Annotated in this window: 18 protein-coding genes; 13 read left to right on the top strand and 5 right to left on the bottom strand. The window is 40.6% G+C overall.

Annotation, left to right across the window (positions count from 1 at the left end; translation table 11 throughout):
- The first annotated feature begins 17 nt into the window (after positions 1–17).
- The 7 genes from IPZ59_RS00780 (at position 18) to IPZ59_RS00750 (ending at position 8,483) form a co-directional block, all read left to right on the top strand.
- The gene (locus IPZ59_RS00780) at positions 18–3,086 is read left to right on the top strand and encodes a SusC/RagA family TonB-linked outer membrane protein (protein WP_236137987.1); all 3,069 of its coding nucleotides are present in this window, start codon (positions 18–20) and stop codon (positions 3,084–3,086) included.
- A 12-nt stretch (positions 3,087–3,098) separates the two neighbouring features.
- Positions 3,099–4,601 (top strand): RagB/SusD family nutrient uptake outer membrane protein, encoded by a 1,503-nt coding sequence (locus IPZ59_RS00775; protein ID WP_236137986.1) that lies wholly within the window; start codon positions 3,099–3,101, stop codon positions 4,599–4,601.
- A 12-nt stretch (positions 4,602–4,613) separates the two neighbouring features.
- Positions 4,614–5,093, top strand: coding sequence for a DUF4843 domain-containing protein (locus IPZ59_RS00770; RefSeq protein ID WP_236137985.1), 480 nt, complete (start codon positions 4,614–4,616; stop codon positions 5,091–5,093).
- A 67-nt stretch (positions 5,094–5,160) separates the two neighbouring features.
- Positions 5,161–5,829 (top strand): hypothetical protein, encoded by a 669-nt coding sequence (locus IPZ59_RS00765; RefSeq protein ID WP_236137984.1) that lies wholly within the window; start codon positions 5,161–5,163, stop codon positions 5,827–5,829.
- 133 nt (positions 5,830–5,962) lie between these two features.
- Positions 5,963–6,382, top strand: a complete 420-nt coding sequence (locus IPZ59_RS00760; RefSeq protein ID WP_236137983.1) for a 6-pyruvoyl trahydropterin synthase family protein — start codon at positions 5,963–5,965, stop codon at positions 6,380–6,382.
- A 64-nt stretch (positions 6,383–6,446) separates the two neighbouring features.
- The gene (gene lpxB, locus IPZ59_RS00755) at positions 6,447–7,559 is read left to right on the top strand and encodes a lipid-A-disaccharide synthase (protein ID WP_236137982.1); all 1,113 of its coding nucleotides are present in this window, start codon (positions 6,447–6,449) and stop codon (positions 7,557–7,559) included.
- 33 nt (positions 7,560–7,592) lie between these two features.
- Positions 7,593–8,483, top strand: coding sequence for a flavin reductase family protein (locus tag IPZ59_RS00750; protein WP_236137981.1), 891 nt, complete (start codon positions 7,593–7,595; stop codon positions 8,481–8,483).
- A gap of 776 nt (positions 8,484–9,259) precedes the next feature.
- Here IPZ59_RS00750 and sppA read toward each other — a convergent pair.
- Entirely contained in the window at positions 9,260–11,020 is a 1,761-nt protein-coding gene (sppA, locus tag IPZ59_RS00745) for a signal peptide peptidase SppA (protein WP_236137980.1), read from the bottom strand.
- Between the two features lie 71 nt (positions 11,021–11,091).
- Between sppA and folK the strand changes: the two genes are divergently transcribed.
- On the top strand, positions 11,092–11,583 hold the full coding sequence (folK, locus tag IPZ59_RS00740) for a 2-amino-4-hydroxy-6-hydroxymethyldihydropteridine diphosphokinase (protein WP_236137979.1): 492 nt from the start codon (positions 11,092–11,094) through the stop codon (positions 11,581–11,583).
- A 523-nt stretch (positions 11,584–12,106) separates the two neighbouring features.
- On the opposite strand, the gene fabD is transcribed toward folK, so the two are convergent.
- The 4 genes from fabD to IPZ59_RS00720 all read right to left on the bottom strand — a co-directional run bounded on the left by fabD (position 12,107) and on the right by IPZ59_RS00720 (position 17,494).
- Entirely contained in the window at positions 12,107–12,982 is an 876-nt protein-coding gene (gene fabD / locus IPZ59_RS00735; protein WP_236137978.1) for an ACP S-malonyltransferase, read from the bottom strand.
- Positions 12,983–13,611: 629 nt separating this feature from the next.
- Entirely contained in the window at positions 13,612–14,241 is a 630-nt protein-coding gene (locus IPZ59_RS00730) for a carbonic anhydrase (protein ID WP_236137977.1), read from the bottom strand.
- 47 nt (positions 14,242–14,288) lie between these two features.
- On the bottom strand, positions 14,289–14,714 hold the full coding sequence (locus IPZ59_RS00725; RefSeq protein WP_236137976.1) for a thiol-disulfide oxidoreductase DCC family protein: 426 nt from the start codon (positions 14,712–14,714) through the stop codon (positions 14,289–14,291).
- On the bottom strand, positions 14,711–17,494 hold the full coding sequence (locus tag IPZ59_RS00720; RefSeq protein ID WP_236137975.1) for a T9SS type B sorting domain-containing protein: 2,784 nt from the start codon (positions 17,492–17,494) through the stop codon (positions 14,711–14,713). The genes IPZ59_RS00725 and IPZ59_RS00720 overlap by 4 nt, the downstream gene beginning before the upstream one ends.
- A 259-nt stretch (positions 17,495–17,753) precedes the next feature.
- Between IPZ59_RS00720 and IPZ59_RS00715 the strand changes: the two genes are divergently transcribed.
- The 5 genes from IPZ59_RS00715 to IPZ59_RS00700 all read left to right on the top strand — a co-directional run bounded on the left by IPZ59_RS00715 (position 17,754) and on the right by IPZ59_RS00700 (position 22,436).
- On the top strand, positions 17,754–18,437 hold the full coding sequence (locus IPZ59_RS00715; RefSeq protein WP_236137974.1) for a succinate dehydrogenase cytochrome b subunit: 684 nt from the start codon (positions 17,754–17,756) through the stop codon (positions 18,435–18,437).
- 37 nt (positions 18,438–18,474) lie between these two features.
- On the top strand, positions 18,475–20,409 hold the full coding sequence (locus IPZ59_RS00710) for a fumarate reductase/succinate dehydrogenase flavoprotein subunit (RefSeq protein WP_236137973.1): 1,935 nt from the start codon (positions 18,475–18,477) through the stop codon (positions 20,407–20,409).
- 27 nt (positions 20,410–20,436) lie between these two features.
- Positions 20,437–21,189, top strand: coding sequence for a succinate dehydrogenase/fumarate reductase iron-sulfur subunit (locus tag IPZ59_RS00705; RefSeq protein WP_236137972.1), 753 nt, complete (start codon positions 20,437–20,439; stop codon positions 21,187–21,189).
- An 85-nt stretch (positions 21,190–21,274) separates the two neighbouring features.
- Entirely contained in the window at positions 21,275–21,649 is a 375-nt protein-coding gene (locus IPZ59_RS20230; RefSeq protein WP_262912243.1) for a 6-bladed beta-propeller, read from the top strand.
- Positions 21,624–22,436, top strand: coding sequence for a 6-bladed beta-propeller (locus IPZ59_RS00700; RefSeq protein ID WP_262912242.1), 813 nt, complete (start codon positions 21,624–21,626; stop codon positions 22,434–22,436). The genes IPZ59_RS20230 and IPZ59_RS00700 overlap by 26 nt, the downstream gene beginning before the upstream one ends.
- The last annotated feature ends 20 nt before the right edge of the window (positions 22,437–22,456 follow it).

Raw genomic sequence — 22,456 nt, 5'->3', positions numbered from 1 at the left:
AACCAAAAAAACTAATTATGAGGAAAGTTTTACTTCTAGGACTTGCGCTCTTGTTTGCAACAGCATCCGCTTTTGCACAAGGACGTGTGGTGACTGGAACGGTAACATCCGGTGAGGATGGACTGCCGATTCCTGGCGCTTCAGTCATAGTGAAAGGTACCACTATTGGTACAGCTACCGACTTAGACGGTAAGTATTCACTAAACGTTCCACAAGGCAGCAATGTGCTTGTGATTAGCTTCGTGGGTTCCACAACTCAGGAGTTGACAATCGGTAACCGTTCTCAGGTGAACGCGGTACTTCAGCCAGATACTAGAAACTTGGAAGAGTTTGTAGTAACTGGATATGGTACGCAGCCTAAAAGAGAAGTGACCGGTGCAGTTTCATCTGTAAAAGGTGAATTGATCGAGAACCTTCCATTGCAGTCTTTTGACCGTGCATTGCAAGGTCGTGCTGCTGGTGTGCAGGTAAGATCTAACAATGGTCTTCCAGGTGGTGCTGTAAACATCCGTATTCGTGGTGTAGGTTCCATCAACGCTGGTAATGAGCCATTGTTTATTATTGATGGTGTTCAGATGAACAACTCATCGAATGCTGCCTTTACTCAGTCTAACCCTTTGGCCTTCTTGAACCCTAATGACATCGAGTCTATGGAGATATTGAAAGATGCTGCTTCTGCGGCTATCTACGGTTCTCAAGCGGCTAACGGTGTTGTAATCATTACTACCAAAAGAGGTAAGCAAGGTAAAGCAAGATTTGAATTCAATGCATTTGCAGGCCAAACGCAACCTATCAAATTCTTGGACGTGATGAACGGTCCTGAATGGTACAGCATGCGTGCTGAAGCTCTTACAAACGGGGGTGACGGTATCGCAAGAGCGAGAGCTTTATCTAATATGGGTAGACTTCCAGGTAACTGGCAGACACTTTCTCCAGAGGAGCTAGATGCTGTCGGTGCTGGACTTGAGTCTTATGACTGGCAAAGAGAATTGATGGGTAATGGTAATCTGCAGAACTATGAACTATCAGTTTCTGGTGGTGATGCGAAAACCACATATTTCCTTTCAGGTTCTTATAATTATCAGGAGTCTTCTTTCCGTCCAGTGGATTTTGAAAGAGGAACCTTTAGAATGGCTTTGAGTCATCAGGCCAATGAGCGTTTGAATATTGAGACCTCGGTCAACTTATCTACATTCCAGCAGAATGTACCTTTTGCGGTTGATGGTGCGTTCTTGGGTTCACCTCAGTTCTCTTCCTCCGCTATTTTGCCTCATAATCCTATCAGAAATGAAGATGGATCATTCAATACGGCAATTGCAGGCGTTTTAGGTCAAAATATTGCTCTTGTAAACGAGTTCAACACTGGTTTGCAAAGAACAAATACTGTAGTAGGTAATATTGTTGCTAACTACAAAATTGCTGATAACTTAACTTTCAGATCTTTATTTGGTTTGGATTACAGATTATTGCAAGGTGATAACTACCGTGATCCACGTACGCCTGATGGAGCTGGTGTAGTTGGACGTAGTTCCGTTCAGTCTGACTGGAGAACTCGTTTCATTACTACACAGACATTGAACTGGAACAAAACATTCAACAATGTTCACAATGTATCTGCCTTATTAGGGGGCGAATTCCTTTCTGAAACTAGAGAAGGTGTTTCTGGAGCAGGTATTGGATTCCCAACTTTCCAATTCAGAACTATTCAGTCTGCTGCTACTCCTGAATCAATCACAGGTTTTTGGACTGGTTACAGAAGAATTGGTTTCTTTGGATCAGCTAACTATGATTACAAGAAAAAATATTTATTTACTGCTACAGCTCGTTACGATGGTTCTTCCCGTTTCGGTGCTAACAACAGATTTGGTTTGTTCCCATCTGTTCGAGGTGGTTGGAATATCGTTGAAGAAGGTTTCTTGAAAGATAGCGAAACTATATCAGACTTAAAATTAAGAGCTTCTTGGGGTCGTACAGGTAATGACCAAATTGGAAACTTTGCAGCTAGAGGTCTATATGGCGGTGCTGGTAACTACAGCGGTCAGGCTGGTATCAGACCATCATCTTTGGCAAATCTTGACTTAGGTTGGGAAACTAACGAAACTTTCAACCTTGGTTTGGACTATGGTTTCTTTGGAAACAGAGTGACTGGTTCCTTAGATTTATTTGACAGAAGAACTAAAGACTTGTTATTAAGTCAGCCGATTTTGTGGACAAATGGTTTTGGCTCTATATCCAATAACGTTGGTGAATTGCAGAATAAGGGTATTGAATTCGAGATATCTACAGTCAATATCGATAGAGGTGGATTCAAATGGACTACTTCCTTTAACTTCTCCAGAATTTGGAATAGAATTGTAAGCTTGTACGATGGTTTGGAAGCACTTCCAGCAAATCCAGGTCTAGCAGTTGGTCAGCCTGTGGGTAACCCAGGTACGGATGGTGTTGCTGCTCCAGGTTCTTGGTTTACTCAGGAGTTTGCTGGTGTTAACCCTGCTACAGGTCGTCCAATGTGGTTTGATATCGATAGAAACATTACCTATTTGCCATTGGCTGCTGATAGAGTTTATCTAGGCTCTAACTTAGCTACTCATTACGGTGGTTTCAATAATACATTCTCTTTTAAAGGGTTTGATGTAACTGCTTTCTTTACGTACGAATATGGAGCGGTTGTATCTGATGGTCAGTTCAATTTCTTGAATGAATTGGGTACTCGTTTGACCTTGAATGGTTTGAGAGAGGTTTATGATGCTCGTTGGACAGAGCCTGGTCAAATCACACATGTGCCAAGATTGTATGTGACGGCTGCAGGTAATGCAAACGAAGTACGAAGCTTAAGTAGAAATGCTGGCTCTGCCACTTTATTGAAAGCTGATTTTATCCGTTTGGCACAGTTAACTGTAGGTTATAACTTTAAGCCATCTATGTTGAGAAGCTTAGGTTTGTCTAGAGCGAGAGTATACGCTCAGGGCTTAAACTTGTTGACTTTCTCTGACTATCCTGGATATGATCCTGAGTTCGCTGGTGCAGCTACTGGTGCTACTCCGTTGACAAGAAACATCCAGTTTGGTGTTCAAATAGGATTCTAAATAATACTAGACATGACAAGAATGAACTATATATCTAAAATTGTTTTGTCCTTCTTCGTGGCAAGTGCATTATTTCTCACATCTTGTGAGGATGCCTTGTTGGTAGATCCAAGACAATCCATTGACGCAGACGGGGCCTTAGGTACACCGGATGCAGTAGATGCAGCATTAAATTCTGTATACGCACGTTTGAGAGCTACAGCTAATTATGGTAGAAACATGTTTGCTGTTTCTGATGCCTTGGCTGATGTTGGTCAAACAACGAATAACTCTGGTCGATTAATTGGGGAGTTTAATAATAACCCGGGAGCTCATCATGGAAATTGGGCTAATTCATACTTCGCTATCAACGAAGCCAACCTTATTTTGGATGGTATTGCTGGTGGCGTAACAGGTGCTACCACTGCCCAACTATCTCGTTGGGAAGGTGAGGCCAAGTTCTTAAGAGCTTTGTACTACTTTGACTTGATCAAAATTTACGCTTACATGCCTACTGCAATCTATCAACCTGGTGTGGTTGATGAAGGTGGTGTTCCATTGGTGTTAGAGGGTGTTATTACATCCCAAGCAGCTTTCGCGAGACAGTCTCCAAGAGCTACAATTGCACAAGTGTACGATCAAATCTATGCTGATTTAGAAGATGCTAAGCGTTTGTTAACTTCAAGAGGGCCTCAGTTTGCTTCTTCTGGTGCTGCTTCTGCTTTACTCTCTAGAGTTGCGCTTTATAGAGGCGATTGGGCTAAATCCAGAGATGAGTCTACTCTTGCTCTTAATTCGGGTGTAGGTACTGTTTTAGGCGGAGACGCGTATGTTGCTGGTTGGAGAACGGATATTCATCCTGAGTCTATGTTTGAAGTACGTTTTGCTATCGCTGCGGAATCTATCGGTGTGAATGAATCTTTGCAATCTTCTTTTACTACCATCCTTAATTTAGGAGCGAGTAAAAATGCTCAAGGTGGTTGGGGTGACTTTATTCCTAATCCAACAGTAAGAGGTTTCTTTGGTTTGACTCAATTACAAGTAGACAATGTTGCTGGTGCTAACAACGATAACTGGGATGTGACTAGAAATGATGACGTAAGAGCTTTCTTATACACCACAGGTAACTCCATTCGTGGCGCAGGTCGTCAGATTGAATGTATTAAATTTGCTTCAAAAAATGGTTTCGCTTATGGTGACAACGTTCCAGTTATCAGAAAGTCTGAAATGCACTTGAATCGCGCTGAAGCTAATTATCAGTTAGGAAATGTTGCAGATGCGTTAGCTGAATTGAATGCTTTCAAAGGTTTAAGAGGTGTAGCTACTGTTGATTTAGCAGGTGAAGCTTTATTGAATGAGATTCTTTTGGAAAGATTTAAGGAGTTTGCTTTCGAAGGTCAGCGATTCTTTGATCTGAAAAGATACGGTAGAGGTCCTAAAGCAAACATCGCTTTTGATGATTTCAGAATTTTGCCTCCAATCCCTCAAAGAGAAGTGGATGGTAATACTAACTTAAATCAAAATAGAGGCTATTAATTAGAAAAAATTATGAAAAGAATATTTGGTATATTTTCAATGGTTGTAGCCTTGTTTTTCTCTTCTTGTATAGAGCAAGACTACGCCCTATGGGAAGGTTCCTTGGTAGAGTTTCAACAAGCAGTGGTGTTAAACCCAGTTGCTGGTCAGACTTTCCCACGTGTGACTGTTCCTAATACTCAAGGCTCGGTAAATTTGCAAGTGAACTTCGTAAGTGCTCACAGAGCGAATGACGAGGTCATCACTTATAAAGTAGTTCCTGAAGGTACAACTGCTGTTGCTGGTACTGATTACACAATCACTGGTACTGCAACAATTCCAGCTAATTCATCTTTTGCAACTGTAACAGTAAACATTGTAAATACTGGTGCAATTGGTGGTTCTGTTGATTTATTATTGGAGTTGGAAGGTAATGCTACCATTCAACCTAGTGAGAGATACAAGCAAGTGCAGGTACGTATTACACGTCCGAACCCACCTGCTGAAGGTTAATAAAATTTTAACAAAAATTATTTACTAAAAAGACCGGATTTATTCGGTCTTTTTTTTAGTTTTGAATATGAGAAAGTTTAGTTTAAGTTTACTAGTTGTACTTGCGATAGCCCTATTTTCAGAGAAAAGTTATGGGCAGTTGAGTTTGTTAAGAGATGCAGGGACAGGCATGCCTGTTATGGCTAATCCGTTTCCTGATGTCAAGGGTACTCCATATTGGGGTGATTTTGCTATGGGCAAAGTAATCTTCACAGAAAAGGATACTGTTAAGAATTTAGTGGTTGCATTCAATGCTTACAATCATATGTTAGAGTATAGGTTGGAAGGTAATCAGCTGGCTTATTCTCCGAAAATGATTCAAGGTTTTGTGTTGGAGTCACAGGGGCAGGCCTCAGTTTTCCGTTCTGGATATGATATTCCTAAGGTTGGTGCCAATCGTTTTGTAGAAGTACTGGTTGATGGGAACTACAGTTTGATTGATCATAAGTATAAAATTATGGGTGATGATCCGAATGCAGCTTATGGTTCTCAGCGGTCAAGAATGTTCCTCAATAGGGAAGAATTGTATGTGGTAAAAGATGGTGTTGTCTATCCTTGGAAGACCAAGAAAAAAGATTTAATGGTTATTTTTGGGGACGACTATGCAAGCTTCAGTAAGTTTGAAAACCAATATGGATTTGACTTGAAAGATAGAAGTGCTGTGCGTAGGTTGATTACAATGATGAATACGCTTTAATAAAGTATAAAGGCTATTGAAGATGTTCACGCTTGAATAGCCTTTTTTTTGTTTCTGATTTTTTAGGAAGTTTTTTAGAAGCTATTAATTGCATGACTTTTTCTTTACTTTTGCATTTCAATTGAAAAACGGGATGGTACACGTTTGTAGAAAAGAGCATTTTAACGCTGCACATAAACTTTGGAATCCGAATTGGTCCGAAGAAAAAAATAAAGAAGTATTTGGTCCATGTGCAAATGTCAACTGGCATGGGCATAACTTTGAATTAATCGTAACGGTCAAAGGCCTTCCTGATCCTGAAACTGGTTTTGTTGTTGATTTGAAAGATCTAAGTAAAATCATCAAAGATCTAGTGATTGATAAGGTGGATCATAAAAACCTGAATTTGGATGTTGATTTTATGGAAGGTAAAATGGCTAGCTGTGAGATTTTGGTGATGGAGTTTTGGAAAATACTTTACCCTGCAGTGAATGCAATTGTCCCTCATGGTAGCTTATATAAGCTTACACTTTACGAAACCCCTCGGAACTTTGTAGAGTACTACGGGGAGTAAGATTCGCTTAGCAAATACGTAAGGAGACAATACAGATGTCTCCTTTTTTTGTTTTCTTTGGACTATGAAATATTATGTGATTTCTGGCGAACGGAGTGGTGATCTCCATGCATCAAACCTAATTAGAGCGATTCGAGTAAAAGATGACACCTCCCTGTTTAGAGGTATGGGGGGAAATTATTCCATAGAAGCGGGTCTTGATGCCACAGTGCATTATCAAGAAGTCGCTGTGATGGGTTTTTTGGAAGTCCTGTTGGGTTTTCGTAAAGTCCTTCGTTATCTTTCGATAATCAAAAAAGATGTGGAAGATTTTAAGCCGGATGTAGTGATTTTAGTAGACTATGGTGGCTTTAATTTAAAAATAGCTGCTCATGCTAAAAAACTGGGGTTAAAAGTTCACTATTACATTCCTCCCAAGATATGGGCATGGAATCAAGGCCGAGCAAAAAAGCTTGCAAAGATTACCGATGGTGTTTACTGTATACTACCATTTGAGGAGGAGTTTTTTAAAGGTTTTGGTATTCAAGCAACTTATGTGGGAAACCCCTTGTTGGACGAAATTCAAAAGTTTGAAGGCCATCCTTTTTTCTTTCAAAAAAACGAGTTGAGTTATCAACCCATCATTGCATTGCTTCCTGGTAGCAGGAAGCAGGAGGTCAAAGCAATGCTGGGTATGATGATAGAGCTTGTCCCTAAATTCCCAAATGCTCAATTTGTTATTGCTGGGGTTTCCAACCTGGAAGCTGAACTCTATACACCTGCGGTTGAAGCTGGAATTCGACTAGTAGTGGATCAAACCTATGATTTACTCAAACATTCGGTTGCAGCTGTCGTTACTTCTGGGACTGCGACTTTGGAAACAGCTTTATTTCGCGTTCCTCAAGTGGTGGTTTATCGTACTAGTGCGATTTCCTATCATATTGGGAAGCATTTGATTCGGGTTCCTTTCATTTCCTTGGTCAATCTTATTGCCGGTAAAAAAATAGTAACGGAGTTGATTCAGAAGGATTATTCTGTTGATTCATTAACGAATGAGCTGAATTCTATGCTAAGTAATGTACAGATAAAAGCTGCTATCTACGAAGGTTATGATCTGATCAAGGAAAAAATAGGTACCCAATCAGCCTCTGATCGCACTGCCGAAATGATTGTAGATACAGTCCGAAATCCATCCTAACTTGTTAAAAAATTAGTTCTATTGATTAATAGTATGAAAACAATCAACCCAAAAGAAATCACTACTCAAGAATTACATGGATATCTGTTGGGGGCTATTAGCCCTCGCCCTATAGCCTTTGCCAGTACAATCGATAATGAAGGCAACGTGAATTTGAGTCCTTATAGTTTCTTTAATATTTTCGGGTCTAATCCCCCTATACTCATTTTCTCACCAGCTAGACGGGTTCGAGACAATACTTCTAAGCATAGCTTGGAAAATGTGTTGGAAGTACCAGAGGTAGTCATCAATATTGTGGATTACGCTATGGTGGAACAAATGTCTTTGGCTAGTACTGAATATGAAAAAGGAGTCAATGAATTTGTAAAGGCTGGCCTTACCCAAGAGCCATCAGAGATGGTTAAGCCACCAAGAGTAAAAGAGGCTCCTGCAGCATTTGAATGCAAGGTGCTGCAGGTCATTCCTACTGGTGAAGAGGGCGGTGCAGGAAATTTAGTGATATGTGAAGTAGTTTTAGCGCATTTTCAAGACCATATTTTTGACGAGCAGGGAAAAATTGACCCTTTCAAGATCGATACTGTTGCTAGAATGGGCGGGGATTGGTATTGTAGAGCAAGTGGTGCCGCATTGTTTGAGATTGAGAAGCCTGTCCGCAACAAAGGGATTGGTATTGATCAAATTCCGGAAAGGATTCGTCATTCTGTAGTCCTGACAGGCAATCACTTGGGTAAGTTGGGGAATGTGGAAACGCTTCCTTCGTTGGATGCTGTTGCAGCCCGATCTTCTAATCCAGCCTTGCAAGATTTAAAAAAGCGATTGCAGCAGGATGAGGAGGGGTATCATTATCACTTGCATTTGCTTGCCAAAGAGGCCCTCGATGCTGGTAAGGTTCAGGAAGCCTGGGAGATTCTCCTCCAAAAATAGATCTCTCGCAGATAAAACGGATTTTGCAGATTTTAAGTGGGGTCAAGTCTTCGAGCATATGTGGTGCGGATAGACTTGACCCCTTAATTTTTGATGGCTTAAGATATTAAAAAAGCTCATTCTGGCCCTTATTTCACGCAACGAGCGCAACGATTGATCGCTACGCTCGCAAAAATAAGGTATCCACAGATTTCGCAGATTAGCACAGATAGGGCGCTTTGCAAGTAATTTTCTGCTCTACACGCCCCAATATATCGCTTGAGCATATTTCACTTTACTTCTTGGCTTTTGAGTATTGAGTTTAAATTCCGACCTCTCGGTAGGTAAGCTCGTCTCTTATTTCACGCAACGAGCGCAGCGATTGATCGCCACGCGCGTAAAGTGGGCTGTCCACAGATTTTGCAGATTAGCACAGATAGGATGCTTTGCAAGTAATCTTCTTCTCTACACGCCCCCAATACATCGCCGAAAGGCATATATCAATTTATATCGCGTGAGCATATTTCACTTTACTTCTTGGCTTTTGAGTCTTGAGTCTAAACTCCGACCTCTCGGCAGGCAAGCTCGTCTCCTATTTCACGCAACGAGCGCAGCGAATGATCGCCACGCTCGCAAAGTGGGCTGTCCACAGATTTTGCAGATTAGCACAGATAGGGTTCTTTGCAAGGTATCTTCTTCTCTACACGCCCCCAACATATCGCCGAAAGGCATATATCAATTTATATCGCGTGAGCATATTTCACTTTACTTCTTGGCTTTTGAGTCTGTGGAAGTGCTTACTTCACTTCAATATCATACGGTAACCGTACCATCACTCCTTTGTACTGATTGACTTTTTCAACCTGTTTGATGATGGGGTATAATTCCCCGTATTTTCTGATTTGGTAATAGGATTGAACGTCGCTGGTAAATTGATTTAAAAAACGCTCAAACCAAGGCTTGGACTCAGGATAGTAGATTACACGGAAATCATCAGCGATGTCAGCTTTTGTTGCGGCAATTTGTACGGCATCTTCTAGTCCACCTAAAATATCTACTAAACCCACTTCTTGTGCGCGTATACCTGACCATACACGACCAGAAGCCACTTTCATGACATCTTCTTTGCTCATGTTTCTACCAGACGCTACACGGCTCAAAAAGGTATCGTATCCTTGTTCCACTTGATTTTGAAAAATGGCTTTTTCGCCTTCTGATAATTTACGGGCGGCACTTAAAAAATCAGAAAACTCACCAGTTTTGGCAACGTCAGTTGTAATTCCTAATTTATTGTTTAGCAAACCTTGTGCATTGAACCATAAGGCAAAGATTCCAATCGAGCCCGTGATGGTATTTGGTTGGGCTACAATGGTGTCAGCAGCAGCGGCGATGTAATATCCCCCAGATGCGGCTACTTCACCCATTGAGGCAATTACAGGCTTAACTTTGCTGCACTCCTCTAATTCTCTCCAGATTACTTCGGAAGCAAGTGCAGAGCCACCAGGTGAGTTGATACGGATCACTACAGCTTTAATGTCATCGTTTTTTCTTGCTTTGCGAACTTCCTCTTTGAATACTTCTGAGCTTATAGAACCTTCCGCTCTTCCGTCCACGATATCACCTTCTGCGATGATGACAGCAATTCTATTTTTGGATAGTTTATTTTTGGATGGTGCTGCAGCATTCATGCGGGTGATGTTAGTCAAGCTAATTTTATCATCTTCGGTTAGACCCATCTTTTCTTTCATATGATCAATTACCTGATCTTCGTACCATAAGTTGTCTACAAGATTTAACTCTTGAGCATCCTGTACCTTCCTGACAAGCATTTGGTTATTGATTTCGGTGATTTTGTCTAAAGAAATTTTCCTGCTTTCGGCGATTTCTTTCAGTGCAAAATTATTGAGATCACCTAAGAATGTTTCAGTTTGTAACCTATTTTCATCACTCATTTTGTCAAGTAAAAATGGCTCCACAGCACTTTTGAAATCGCCCACACGAAATACGACAGGTTCTACTTCAATTTTTTGAAACATGCCTTTCAAAAATACGATTTCCGAAGAAAATCCATTAAATTCCAGCATTCCAGATGGGTTCATATACACTTCATCTGCAACAGAACTGAGGTAATATCCACTTTCTCCATAGACTTCATCATAACTGATGATAAATTTCCCTGATTCTTTAAAATCGACCAAGGCATCTCTTATTTCTTTTAAGCCCGCTTGTCCTGCAGAGAAAAATCCAGCTCTGAGGTATATTCCTTTAATATTTTCATTGTTTTTGGCGGCTGAAACGGCCGTTTTGATATTGGAAAGGCCCACAGTAGAGATTCCTCCAAATAAATCGATAGAGGAAAAATCAGGATCATTTGCATTGGTTCGCTCTACCAAAACCCGACCGTTCAAATTCAAGTGAAGGACCGAGTTCTCACGCACTTTTACTTCGCTATCAGAGGCAGAGATGGCTGCAATGATTCCAGCAAAGATAAAAAAGCTCAATACAGAAAAGACAAGTAAGCCTACAATGACGGCTAATACATTTCCTAAGAATTTCATAGTTTTTAAGTTAAGTGCCTAAAATTACTGGTTTTTTGCTAATGTTGTATGTTTTGTTAGGTAACACGTAGATGGAAAAACTAGTTTTGATTTTAGGGGGTAATTTGGGTGATCGGGAAAAATTAATTGTTGAAGCGAAAAAAAACCTTCAACTCAAGCTTGGCTCTATCGTCTCGGAATCTAAAATCTACGAAACTGCCGCTTGGGGAGGGGCTTCAGAAGGGAATTACCTCAATCAGGTATTAATTTTGGAGACTGATTTGGAACCTCTGTATATTCTCCAAGTGATTCAATCTATAGAACAATCGTTGGGCAGGGAACGAATTCAAAAATGGGGTAATCGTACCATGGATATTGATATTTTGTACCTGGGGAATCAGATTATTAAAGAACCTCAGCTCATAGTTCCACACCCTTACATTTCAGAAAGGAAATTTGTTTTAGTTCCTTTAGTTGATGTATGGCCTGATTTTATCCATCCCATCCATCAATTAAGCCATGTTCAGTTACTCCAGCAATTGAATGATGATTTGGATGTCCTAGAATTCATTGCCTCCAGCTAAAGCAGGAGGCAATTGATGAGTTTTCCCTGTCTCAATTTTGAAAGGACCGCCCCATTAATAGACTTGTTGTTGATTTCTATTTATTTTTTCACAAGCCATCAGATGGAGGATTATTTGGAAACCCATTCCTAAGTATTTGGCTAAAGCCAAAAAAGATTTGAATGACTATTTTGGTCTTAAGCTAAAGCAGGAGGCAATTGATGAGTTTTCCCTGTCTCAATTTTGAAAGGACCGCCCCATTAATAGACTTGTTGTTGATTTCTATTTATTTTTTCACAAGCCATCGGATGGAGGATTATTTGGAAACCCATTCCTGAGTATTTGGCTAAAGCTAAAAAAGATTTGAATGACTATTTTGGCCTTAAGCTAAAGCAGGAGGCAATTGATGAGTTTTCCCTGTCTTAATTTTGATGGGACCTCCCCATCCATAGGGTTGTGGCTTTAGCCTAATCCGACCCAACCCAATCCAATTCAAAAAATAACCCCAGACATGCATCCGGGGCTTAAAATCTAAAATCTAAAATCAAACACTCCTCACTTCTGCTTCTTTATGGATTTTCTTAACCAAGCCTTGCAGCACCTTGCCAGGGCCACATTCAATAAATTCTATTGCTCCATCGGCAACCATATTTTGAACAGATTGGGTCCATTTTACTGGGGCTGTTAACTGCGCGATCAAGTTATTTTTTATTTCCTGAACATCTGTAACGGCTGTAGTGCTGACATTTTGGTAAACAGGGCAGGATGGCTCATGGAAGGTAGTAGCGGCTATGGCTTTTTCTAACTTCTCTCTGGCAGGCTCCATTAGGGGAGAGTGAAATGCTCCACCGACAGGCAATGGCAATGCCCGCTTGGCACCTGCGGCTTTCATAGCATCACAAGCCAATTCAATTCCTTTGTTGGAACCGGAAATCACCAATTGGCCAGGACAGTTGTAATTAGCTGCAACAACGGTCTCTCCTTCCATGCTTGCACAGATTTCTTCAACTTTAGCATCTTCCAACCCAAGAATAGCCGCCATACCGGATGGATTGATTTCACATGCTTCCTGCATAGCTAAAGCTCGCTGATACACTAATTTCAAACCATCCTCAAAAGCTAACACACCATTCGCTACCAAGGCAGAAAACTCTCCCAAAGAGTGGCCAGCTACCATGTCAGGATTGAAGTCAGCAGAAGTTTTGGCCAAAATCACCGAGTGTAAAAAGATAGCAGGTTGGGTAACTTTGGTTTGTTTGAGTTCCTCGTCTGTACCTTCAAACATGATATCAGAAATTCTGAAACCAAGGATTTCATTGGCTTTTTCAAACAATGCCTTTGCTTCTTCATTGCTTTCATAGAGATCCTTTCCCATTCCTGGGAATTGGGCACCTTGGCCTGGAAAAACGTATGCCTTCATAAGTTTTATGTTGATTGAAGTGCAAATATAAGAAAAACGGATTGATGGGATATTGATGGATATTGGATATTGATTGATATTTAGATATTAGCCGGAAATACGATTGCCGATTGGGTTGAAATAAAGTAGAAATAAGGTGGAAATAAATTGAAATATTGGTGAGGGGTGTACTTCCAATTTGCGTCAGAAAAACATCTGTGAATATCCTGGCTGATTTTCGGCTAAAATAGATATTGGATATTGATTGATATTGAGATCTTAGCCGGAAATACGATTGCCGATTGGGTTGAAATAGAGTAGAAATAAGGTGGAAATAAATTGAAATATTGGTGAGGGGTGTACTTCCAATTTGCGTCAGAAAAACATCTGTGAATATCCTGGCTGATCTGCGGCTAAAATAGATATTGGATATTGATTGATATTGAGATATTAGCAAGAAATACGATTACCGCTTGAGTTGAAATAAAGTTGAAATAAGGTGGAAATAAATTGAAATAAGGAGGGAGAGACCCTGACAGGTTTTTTAAACCTGCCAGGTCTGAATCCGCTGATAATAAGGTATATGATAACGAAATTTATCCAGATGTTTTAAATAAACGGGGAACTGGATTATTGCAATCTTCTTTAATCTACTCTCCCAAATCGTAGATTTCCATGATTTTGGAGAGGATGCTTTTGAAATCTATCTTTAAGTCTATCAGCTTTCCTGTAGAAACGTCAAAAACCCATCCATGTACTTGCACACCTCTTTGGCGAATAGCCTTTTGAACAGTGGCTGTTTTGAGGAGGTTGATGCATTGTTCTTGTACATTTAACTCGATCAGGCGATTGTATCGGTCATTTTCATTTTCAATCCCATCTAACTCGGCTTGATGAAGTCTGTACACATCCCGGATATTTCGTAGCCAAGGATTCAATACACCCAAATCGGCTGCTTGCATGGCAGCTTTTACGCCTCCGCAAAAGTAATGTCCACATAAGACAATATGGTCCACTTTTAAATGGTCCACTGCATAATGTAAAACTGCCATGGCATTGACATCAATGCCAATAACCAAGTTGGCGATATTTCGATGAACAAAGACATCCCCCGGAGCAACGCCCATCAATTCCTCTGCAGTCACACGGGAATCAGAACAGCCTATGTAAAGAATTTTTGGCTCCTGTCCTTTGGAGAGTTCATGAAAATAAGCTGGATTTTCGGAAAGTTTCTTCTGAATCCATTCCTCATTGTTCCCAAATACTTCCTGTAGCTTCATAAGTGGAAAAAGTTTAGTGGTTAATTATTGCTTATCTATTTTTTCTATTATTCTAAGTCTTCGGCGGTAAGGAATTTTGCCCGTTCCTCAGATGTGGGCAATCTGCATGTTTCCTTCTTACCAAACCATCGGTAGCGGTTACGGGCAATCCAATCGTAGATGGGGTCTCTGATAAATGCCGGAATGATGATCAATCCATATAAAATTGGCCAAAGTCCTCCAAGGTTTCGGGTAATTTCTAAGGCCCCTCGGCTTTTGTAATACACCTGATCTTGATGAATGTAAATTAAGGAGTCCAAATAATCCGCAGGTATCTCAAAGGACTCTAAGAGCCTTTGGGTATGCGCATCTTGTATTGCGCCAACTTTAAATACATTTTTGGTATCTCGGCGGATAATGAAATCCACCGAGTTATTACACAAATTGCAAACCCCATCGAAGAGGACAATATGGAATTTTTCAGTAACTGTCATCGAAGTACTTGGACAGTCCCTTTGTACTTACGCATTCGCAAAGCAGGATCCAAGACATCGAAATTGACAGTTGCTTCGTAGAAATAGGTTCCTGCAGGAACTTCATTGTTGTTTTTATCACGCCCGTTCCAGCGAATGAAGATATCATTTTCTGCTGATTGGGTACTGTTATATCGGAACATTTCTACACCCCATCTATTCACGATGGAGATTTCCACCCCAAGTACAAATCGTGGGCATCTGATGAAAGGTGTATCAAAGGCCATGAATGTATCATTTACTCCATCGTTATTTGGCGTAAAGGCGTTCGGCAACTCGTAATTAGGACAATTATCAACACATACGGTATTACTTGGCTCACTTTCATTGCCTGATCGATCCACTGCTGTGATGTAATAGCAACCTCTATATGTTGGGAGGTTCCGGATAACTGCTGATGATTCAAACACGGTAAACGTCCGAATCATATCAAATGGGCCATCTCCATCATTGTCTCTGAAATACAAACGATAGCCGCTCAATTCATCATCGCAAACACCCGAGAAATCTGGCTCCCAACTCAACTCATGTTCAAAATTGTTAAAATTACATGGTTTATCAGATAAGAAATCTGCACAATCGGGTCCTTCGAATGTAAGGATTGGAGGACATGGTAGCCTATCGTCATCTGGTCTTGCACAGATAATTTGCGATTTGTTTTCCAGCGGGAATTCTATCATGTCTACATTGTAATTTCCTTTGGTGACGACATAGTAGCAATACTCAATTTCTTTTTGAAGTGTCACTCCATTGTGAGAACCATCGTCAAAATAGCGGAAACCTTCTGTTACTGGATTTACTTCGGCTATCAATGTGAAGGTATCTGCATCCTGCGCCAAAGGATCTGTGCGGTTTCTGTAAACTTCATGAGCGAATTCTCCAACCGAATTATTCCATGGAACATCAAATGTCCAATTCAATTCAATGGCTTCGTTGATAATTGTAGGTTCTAGTCGCACAGAAGAGGCTTTGCTCGAACTGTCAATAACAGTGGTGTTTTCTCTTAAAATCACCCGATAATTGTACACAAGATTTTCTGTATTGAGTCCAGTGTCTGTGAAAACAGTGTCATCCGTGGTTAATAAAGAAACACGATTTTGATTCCCTGTAAACCCTGTGCTTCGGATCAATTCGTAATTAAACGGACCTGGGAATTGCTCCTGATCAATATCATAGGGAGGTGTCCAGCGGACGAAAATTTCTCCATTTTCTGGATCTGTTGCTTCCACGCTCACATTGGTAATCAGTGGCACATCGACATCTATTGTAATACAGATTTCTTCGGAAACGATGCTTTCTCCCGATCGAGGTTGAGGGAAAGCCGCTACCAAGCGATAGCAATAAGTGTTGCCAGGTGCTAATCCATTTCCTCCATTGGTATCAATGAAATTGAAAGTTTGCATATTGGTAGTACCCACCAATTCAAATCCAGCACGAATACCCGTTTCACAGGAATCAGGTTCATAGGGATCGGAATTGATTCGTCTCCATACTTGCATGGTTTGCGCTGAATTGGCACAGGTGTAAGGGTCCCAACGAATATCCACAGATCTTCCCTGCTGTTGTACTAAATCATCGACCACAGGAGGTGGACCAATGACTCGTATATTCCATGTTCGGATATCTACAAGGGATGGCCCTGATCTAGGTTGGTCTGAAATCCGTATACGTACCTGGTACTCCCTTTCACGCACATGAGAACAAACAGTTTGCCAATTGAAAGTTACGATTCCTGGACTAGGCTGGAATACACTGACTGGCGTATAGGTAGCGCTAGGACTAATTTCAATGGGGTCTCCAAATACTTCTATCCGTATGGGGTCACCGTCCGGATCCACTCCTTGGATTATTTCCTCAATACGTGTCCCAGCTACTACACAGAGATCAGGTGGTAAAATCAATTCAGGTCTTCTATTATTGGTGTTTTCAATAATAATCTGCATATCCCGGACTACATACCCAATGAGCCGATATTGTCCATCGATTTTTCTCCATTCTTGTATCTGGAAGGCAATGTTGTACTGACCCGCCAAACCTGGTGCGTCCCAAATTAAATCTCCATCTCTATTCATGGAAATAAAAGGATTGGGACTTCCGTCTTCTCTATTGAAACTGAATTCTGAAGATGCAGGGCTTCTGTAATTGTTTACAAATCGTTGGAATGCCTGACGGGGACGGACAGTGTTTTCATCAAATAAATAGGCAATGCTGTCTCCATCCGGGTCATAGGCTCCAGGATTGTGAATGTATCGAATATTAACACCGCCATTGTCCACTGGAGGAATAGTCAATACAGGGGAGTTATTGATACCAATAAATGGATCAATCGTAATCATGGTTTCCACGTAAAAAGGCGTATCTACCGAGTTATCCATATTAAGTGTACGGTCATTCCGGTTGAATTCCCGGAATCGAATGACATACTGCCCTGGTCCTTGATAGGTATGGGTGACTACAAAAGTATTTTTCTCAATTTGGTTACCTAAAGGTTCTGTAAAGGCAATTTCAGCTTCGGTGTTCAGTGTCACCTCTCTTCCATCTCCAAAATTAATTTCTCCAGGGCCAAAAATGACGTTGGAACGAGTATCCGTATAACCCACGACTGTAATCCTGTAGGTGAGGGTTTGAGTAGAAATTCGTTCAGCAATAATCTCCCCAGCACGAATATGTGTTGCGTAGGAAGACTTTAAAAAACTGAAATTCAGTAGGATAATAAATAAAAAGAGCGCCTTGATTTTCATGAGTTTCTTTTTTCAGCTTTTAATTTATACGAAAATTACCATTTCGAGATGATTTATTTAGTATTTATCAAACAATAAAATTGAACAGCTGGTTAAAAGTGTATCAATTAAACCTAAAAAATACTTGTTTGAACACTTATTTAGAACGTTTTAAAATAAGTTGAACCGATTGAATAAGCTTTGTTTGCTAATTTTTGCAGATGTAAATTTGGCATCAAAGTTTTAAACTAAATCAATCGAACGTTTAAGAAAAACACATATGAGTTGGGTATCAAAAACCTTAAGTAGTACACTAGGCCGTAAATTATTAATGGCTCTAACCGGTTTGTTTCTCATTTTGTTCTTGGTAGTGCATTTAGCTGGTAATTTGCAGCTACTCTTACCTGACAATGGAGAATCTTTCAATGTATATGCACATACCATGGCTAACAATCCTTTCATCAAAGTTGTTTCTATTGGTAACTTTGCATTCATTCTCATCCACATTATTTACTCCATCCTACTTACTCAACACAATAAAAAGTCGAGACCAGTAGGTTATGCTATGAGTAAAGAAGGAAAAAGCAGTACATGGGCATCCAGAAACATGGGTGTTTTGGGTACCGTTATTTTAATCTTCTTGATCGTGCATTTAAGAGGGTTTTGGTACGAAGCCAAGTTTGGCACACTACCAACGACTTTAATCGATGGAGAAAGTTTCGATGACATCTATGCAATCGTAGCTGCGTCTTATTCCAACATTATTTATGTGTTGGTATATGTGATTTCTATGGGCTTTTTGGCTTTTCATTTATCCCATGGGTTTGCAAGTGCATTTCAGACACTTGGCTTGAATCATGTGAAATACTCACCATTGATTCAAAAGGTTGGAGCTGGTTTTTCCATTTTGATCCCTGCCTTGTTCGCTTTGATACCGATAGTCATGTATATTCAAAGCTTGTAGTAATTAGTTTGAAGATTAGTAATTAAATCATAGTAAAATGATACTGGATTCTAAAATACCTGCTGGTCCCATTGGAGAAAAGTGGACCAAACATAAGTTCAACGTGAAGTTGGTCAACCCGGCCAACAAGAGGAAGTATGAAGTGATCGTAGTGGGAACTGGTCTTGCAGGTGCTTCTGCGGCGGCTTCCCTTGCAGAGTTAGGTTACAATGTCAAAGCATTTTGTTTTCAAGATAGCCCGAGAAGAGCGCACTCTATTGCAGCTCAAGGCGGGATCAATGCGGCTAAAAATTATCAAAATGATGGCGATTCCGTATATCGTCTATTCTACGATACCGTCAAAGGTGGTGATTACAGAGCAAGAGAAGGCAACGTATATCGTCTTGCCGAAGTATCTGTAAGCATCATCGACCAATGTGTGGCGCAAGGTGTACCCTTTGCAAGAGAGTACGGAGGTTTGTTGGCCAACCGTTCATTCGGTGGCGCACAGGTTTCCCGTACATTCTATGCAAGAGGCCAAACCGGACAGCAATTGTTGTTGGGTGCTTATTCTGCACTTTCTAGGCAAGTAGCCAATGGTAAGGTTAAATTATATCCACGTACCGAAATGATGGATGTGGTAACTGTGGATGGTAAAGCACGTGGTATTATCACCCGAAACTTGATCACAGGTGCTTTGGAATCCCACAGTGCTCACGCAGTGTTGTTATGTACAGGTGGATATGGTAACGTATTCTTCCTTTCCACCAATGCGATGGGTTCTAATGTGACGGCTGCTTGGAGAGCACACAAAAAAGGTGCTTACATGGCAAATCCTTGCTTTACCCAAATTCACCCAACATGTATCCCTGTATCAGGCGATCATCAGTCCAAGTTGACTTTGATGTCCGAGTCTTTAAGAAATGATGGTAGAGTATGGGTTCCAGCAACTGTAGAAGTAGCAGAAAAACTTAGAAAAGGTCAAATCAAAGCCAATGATATTCCTGAATCAGACAGGGATTATTTCTTGGAAAGAAAATATCCTTCGTTTGGTAACTTGGTACCTCGTGATGTAGCTTCCAGAAATGCGAAATACGTGTGCGATGAAGGCAGAGGAGTTAACGAAACGGGTGAGGCTGTATTCTTGGATTTCCGTGATGCGATCAAGCGTGATGGCAGAAAAACTATCGAAGGAAAATACGGCAACTTGTTTGACATGTACAAGCAAATCACCGGTGAAGATCCTTACGAAATGCCAATGATGATTTATCCTGCGGTACACTATACCATGGGTGGTTTGTGGGTAGATTATAATTTGATGACGACAGTACCAGGTTTGTATGCGTTGGGTGAGGCAAACTTCTCTGATCATGGAGCCAACAGATTAGGAGCTTCTGCTTTGATGCAAGGCTTGGCGGATGGGTATTTTGTAATTCCGTACACTATTGGTGACTATCTGGCTCAAACGCCTTATGAAAAAGTTTCTACGGATCATCCGGAATTCAAAAAGGCCGAAAAAGAAGTTCAGGATCGTATCCAAAAGTTATTAACCATCAAAGGAGAAAAGACAGTAGATCATTTCCACAAGCGCTTAGGTAAAATCATGTGGAATTACTGTGGTATGGCTAGAAATGAAGAAGGTTTGAAAAAGGCCAAGCAGATGATCAAAGATTTAAAGGCTGAATTCTGGTCCAATGTCAATGTACTTGGTGGAGGCGATGAATTGAATCAATCCTTGGAAAAAGCTCACAGAGTTGCTGATTTCATCGAATTGGGTGAATTGATGGTGGATGATGCCTTGAGCAGAAATGAATCCTGTGGAGGTCACTTTAGAGAAGAGTATCAGACTCCTGAAGGCGAAGCCTTGAGAGATGACGAGAACTATGCTTACGTGGCAGCATGGAAGTACATGGGAGAGGGACAAGAGGAGGAATTACACAAGGAGCCTCTTGTGTTTGAAAATGTGAAGTTGACCCAAAGAAGTTACAAGTAATCAACCCAATTTAAACTCGTAAGAGCCATGAATTTAACATTAAAAATTTGGAGACAAAAGAATAATTCCGATAAGGGAGGATTCAAAGAATATAAAGTATCCGGTATTTCAAAAGACATGTCGTTTTTGGAAATGTTGGATGTATTGAATGAGCAATTATCTGAGAAAGGTGAAGATCCAGTTCACTTTGATCACGACTGTAGAGAAGGTATCTGTGGGATGTGTTCCTTGTACATCAACGGAAATCCCCACGGGCCACTACAGACCACTACTTGCCAATTGCACATGCGTTCCTTCAGTGATGGAGAAACCATCACGATCGAGCCATGGAGAGCAAAAGCCTTCCCTGTGATGAAGGACTTGGTCGTAGACCGTTCTGCATTTGACAGAATCATCCAAGCAGGTGGTTATGTATCCGTCAACACCGGTGGTGTGCCTGATGCCAATGAGATTCCAATTCCTAAGACGATCGCAGACTTAGCGATGGATGCAGCTCAGTGTATCGGTTGCGGAGCTTGCGTAGCCGCTTGTAAAAACGCATCTGCCATGTTGTTTACTTCTGCGAAAGTTTCCCAACTGGCTTTATTGCCTCAGGGACAAGTAGAGCGTAAGCGCAGAGCAGAGAAAATGGTAGCTCAAATGGATTCAGAAGGCTTTGGAGCATGTACCAACACAGGTGCCTGCGAGGCGCAGTGTCCAAAAGGCATTTCTATTACCAATATTGCCCGTATGAACAGAGAGTATTTCTCTGCTGTGGTGAGCAATACAGAGTTGGTATAACAATTTAGCAATTAATTATTAAGTCAAAAGCCAGCATCATTGCTGGCTTTTGTGTTTTTTGAATTTTTAAGGATTGTAAGTCAACATGAAAAATCTAGTTTTATTTTTTTGTTTGTTGCACATGACAATTTCTTGTGCTCAAAAACAGGCAAGTGAGGAGTTTTTAGGCAAGAAAATCCCTTCGGTTTTATTGAGTGTTGATCCAAAGATTGAATTTCAATGGCCGTCTACTATAACGGTAGAGGAAGTTATCTATTTGGAAACTACCGATGAATCCATTCTTTCTAGGTTGGATAAAGTCTTTGTTTCACCGGATGAGCAGATCATTGTAACCATAGACTTGACTTTAAGGAAGGCAGTCATTTTTGATCAACATGGGAATATCCTTCGTGTTTTAGATAAGAAAGGTCAAGGTCCGAATGAATACCTAACATATGACCGATGTGTTTGTGAATTTTAAAAAGAACACCATTGAAATCTTTGAGTTGAAAACCATTCAGGTATTTGATTTGATAAGCTTGGATTTTTTGGAAACTATTTCCTTGGATGGGATAAAAGGGGATATCAATTACATTCACCATGTGAGTATCAATGATGTCTATTACCTATGGACTCCTATCCCATCGGAGCAGCGAAAGGACATGATTCAAATCACAGCATACAATAAGTATCATTTGATTAGGAAAGCATCAGACACCGTAGAATATTTTATTCCATTTCAGTTTGGGGCTCCAATTGATGATCGATTTTATCCTTCTGCTCGTGAGGGTGAGTTCCTGCTGTCTCCAATTTTAGGCACTTCTACTGTGTATAGCCTTACGAAAGAAGGAGTCAAGCCTGCGTATGACTTTCTGTTTTCTTCAAATTTTCCAAGCAATGAGGAATTGAAGTCCTATCGTGGAAATGAAGTTGAGTTTTTAACCAACAATTCCTTTAAGTTTTTAACTAATTTCTCAGAAACTGAAAAGCATCTTTATTTTCAATTTCTAGGTGGGGAATTTTACTATCATGCATTGGTTGATAAAGAAGAAGAACGAATTATTTCAATCGGGAAACAATCTGATTTTCGAGTAAAAATCGTAGCTACTAGCGGTTCCTATTTTTATTGCTATATTTTCCCAAGTGTGTATCACCGATTGAAAGAGGAAGGGAAATTAGCTAAGGATCATCCCCTGTTGAGATATGTGGATGTGAATCAGGTGGATAGGGATGACAATCCGATAGTGATTAGATTCTCTCTTGAATAATGGTAATTCCCTTAAGAGTT

It is taken from the genome of Mongoliitalea daihaiensis, from assembly GCF_021596945.1.
Lineage (GTDB): Bacteria > Bacteroidota > Bacteroidia > Cytophagales > Cyclobacteriaceae > Mongoliitalea > Mongoliitalea daihaiensis.
This window is presented reverse-complemented; position numbering and strand designations above follow the sequence as displayed.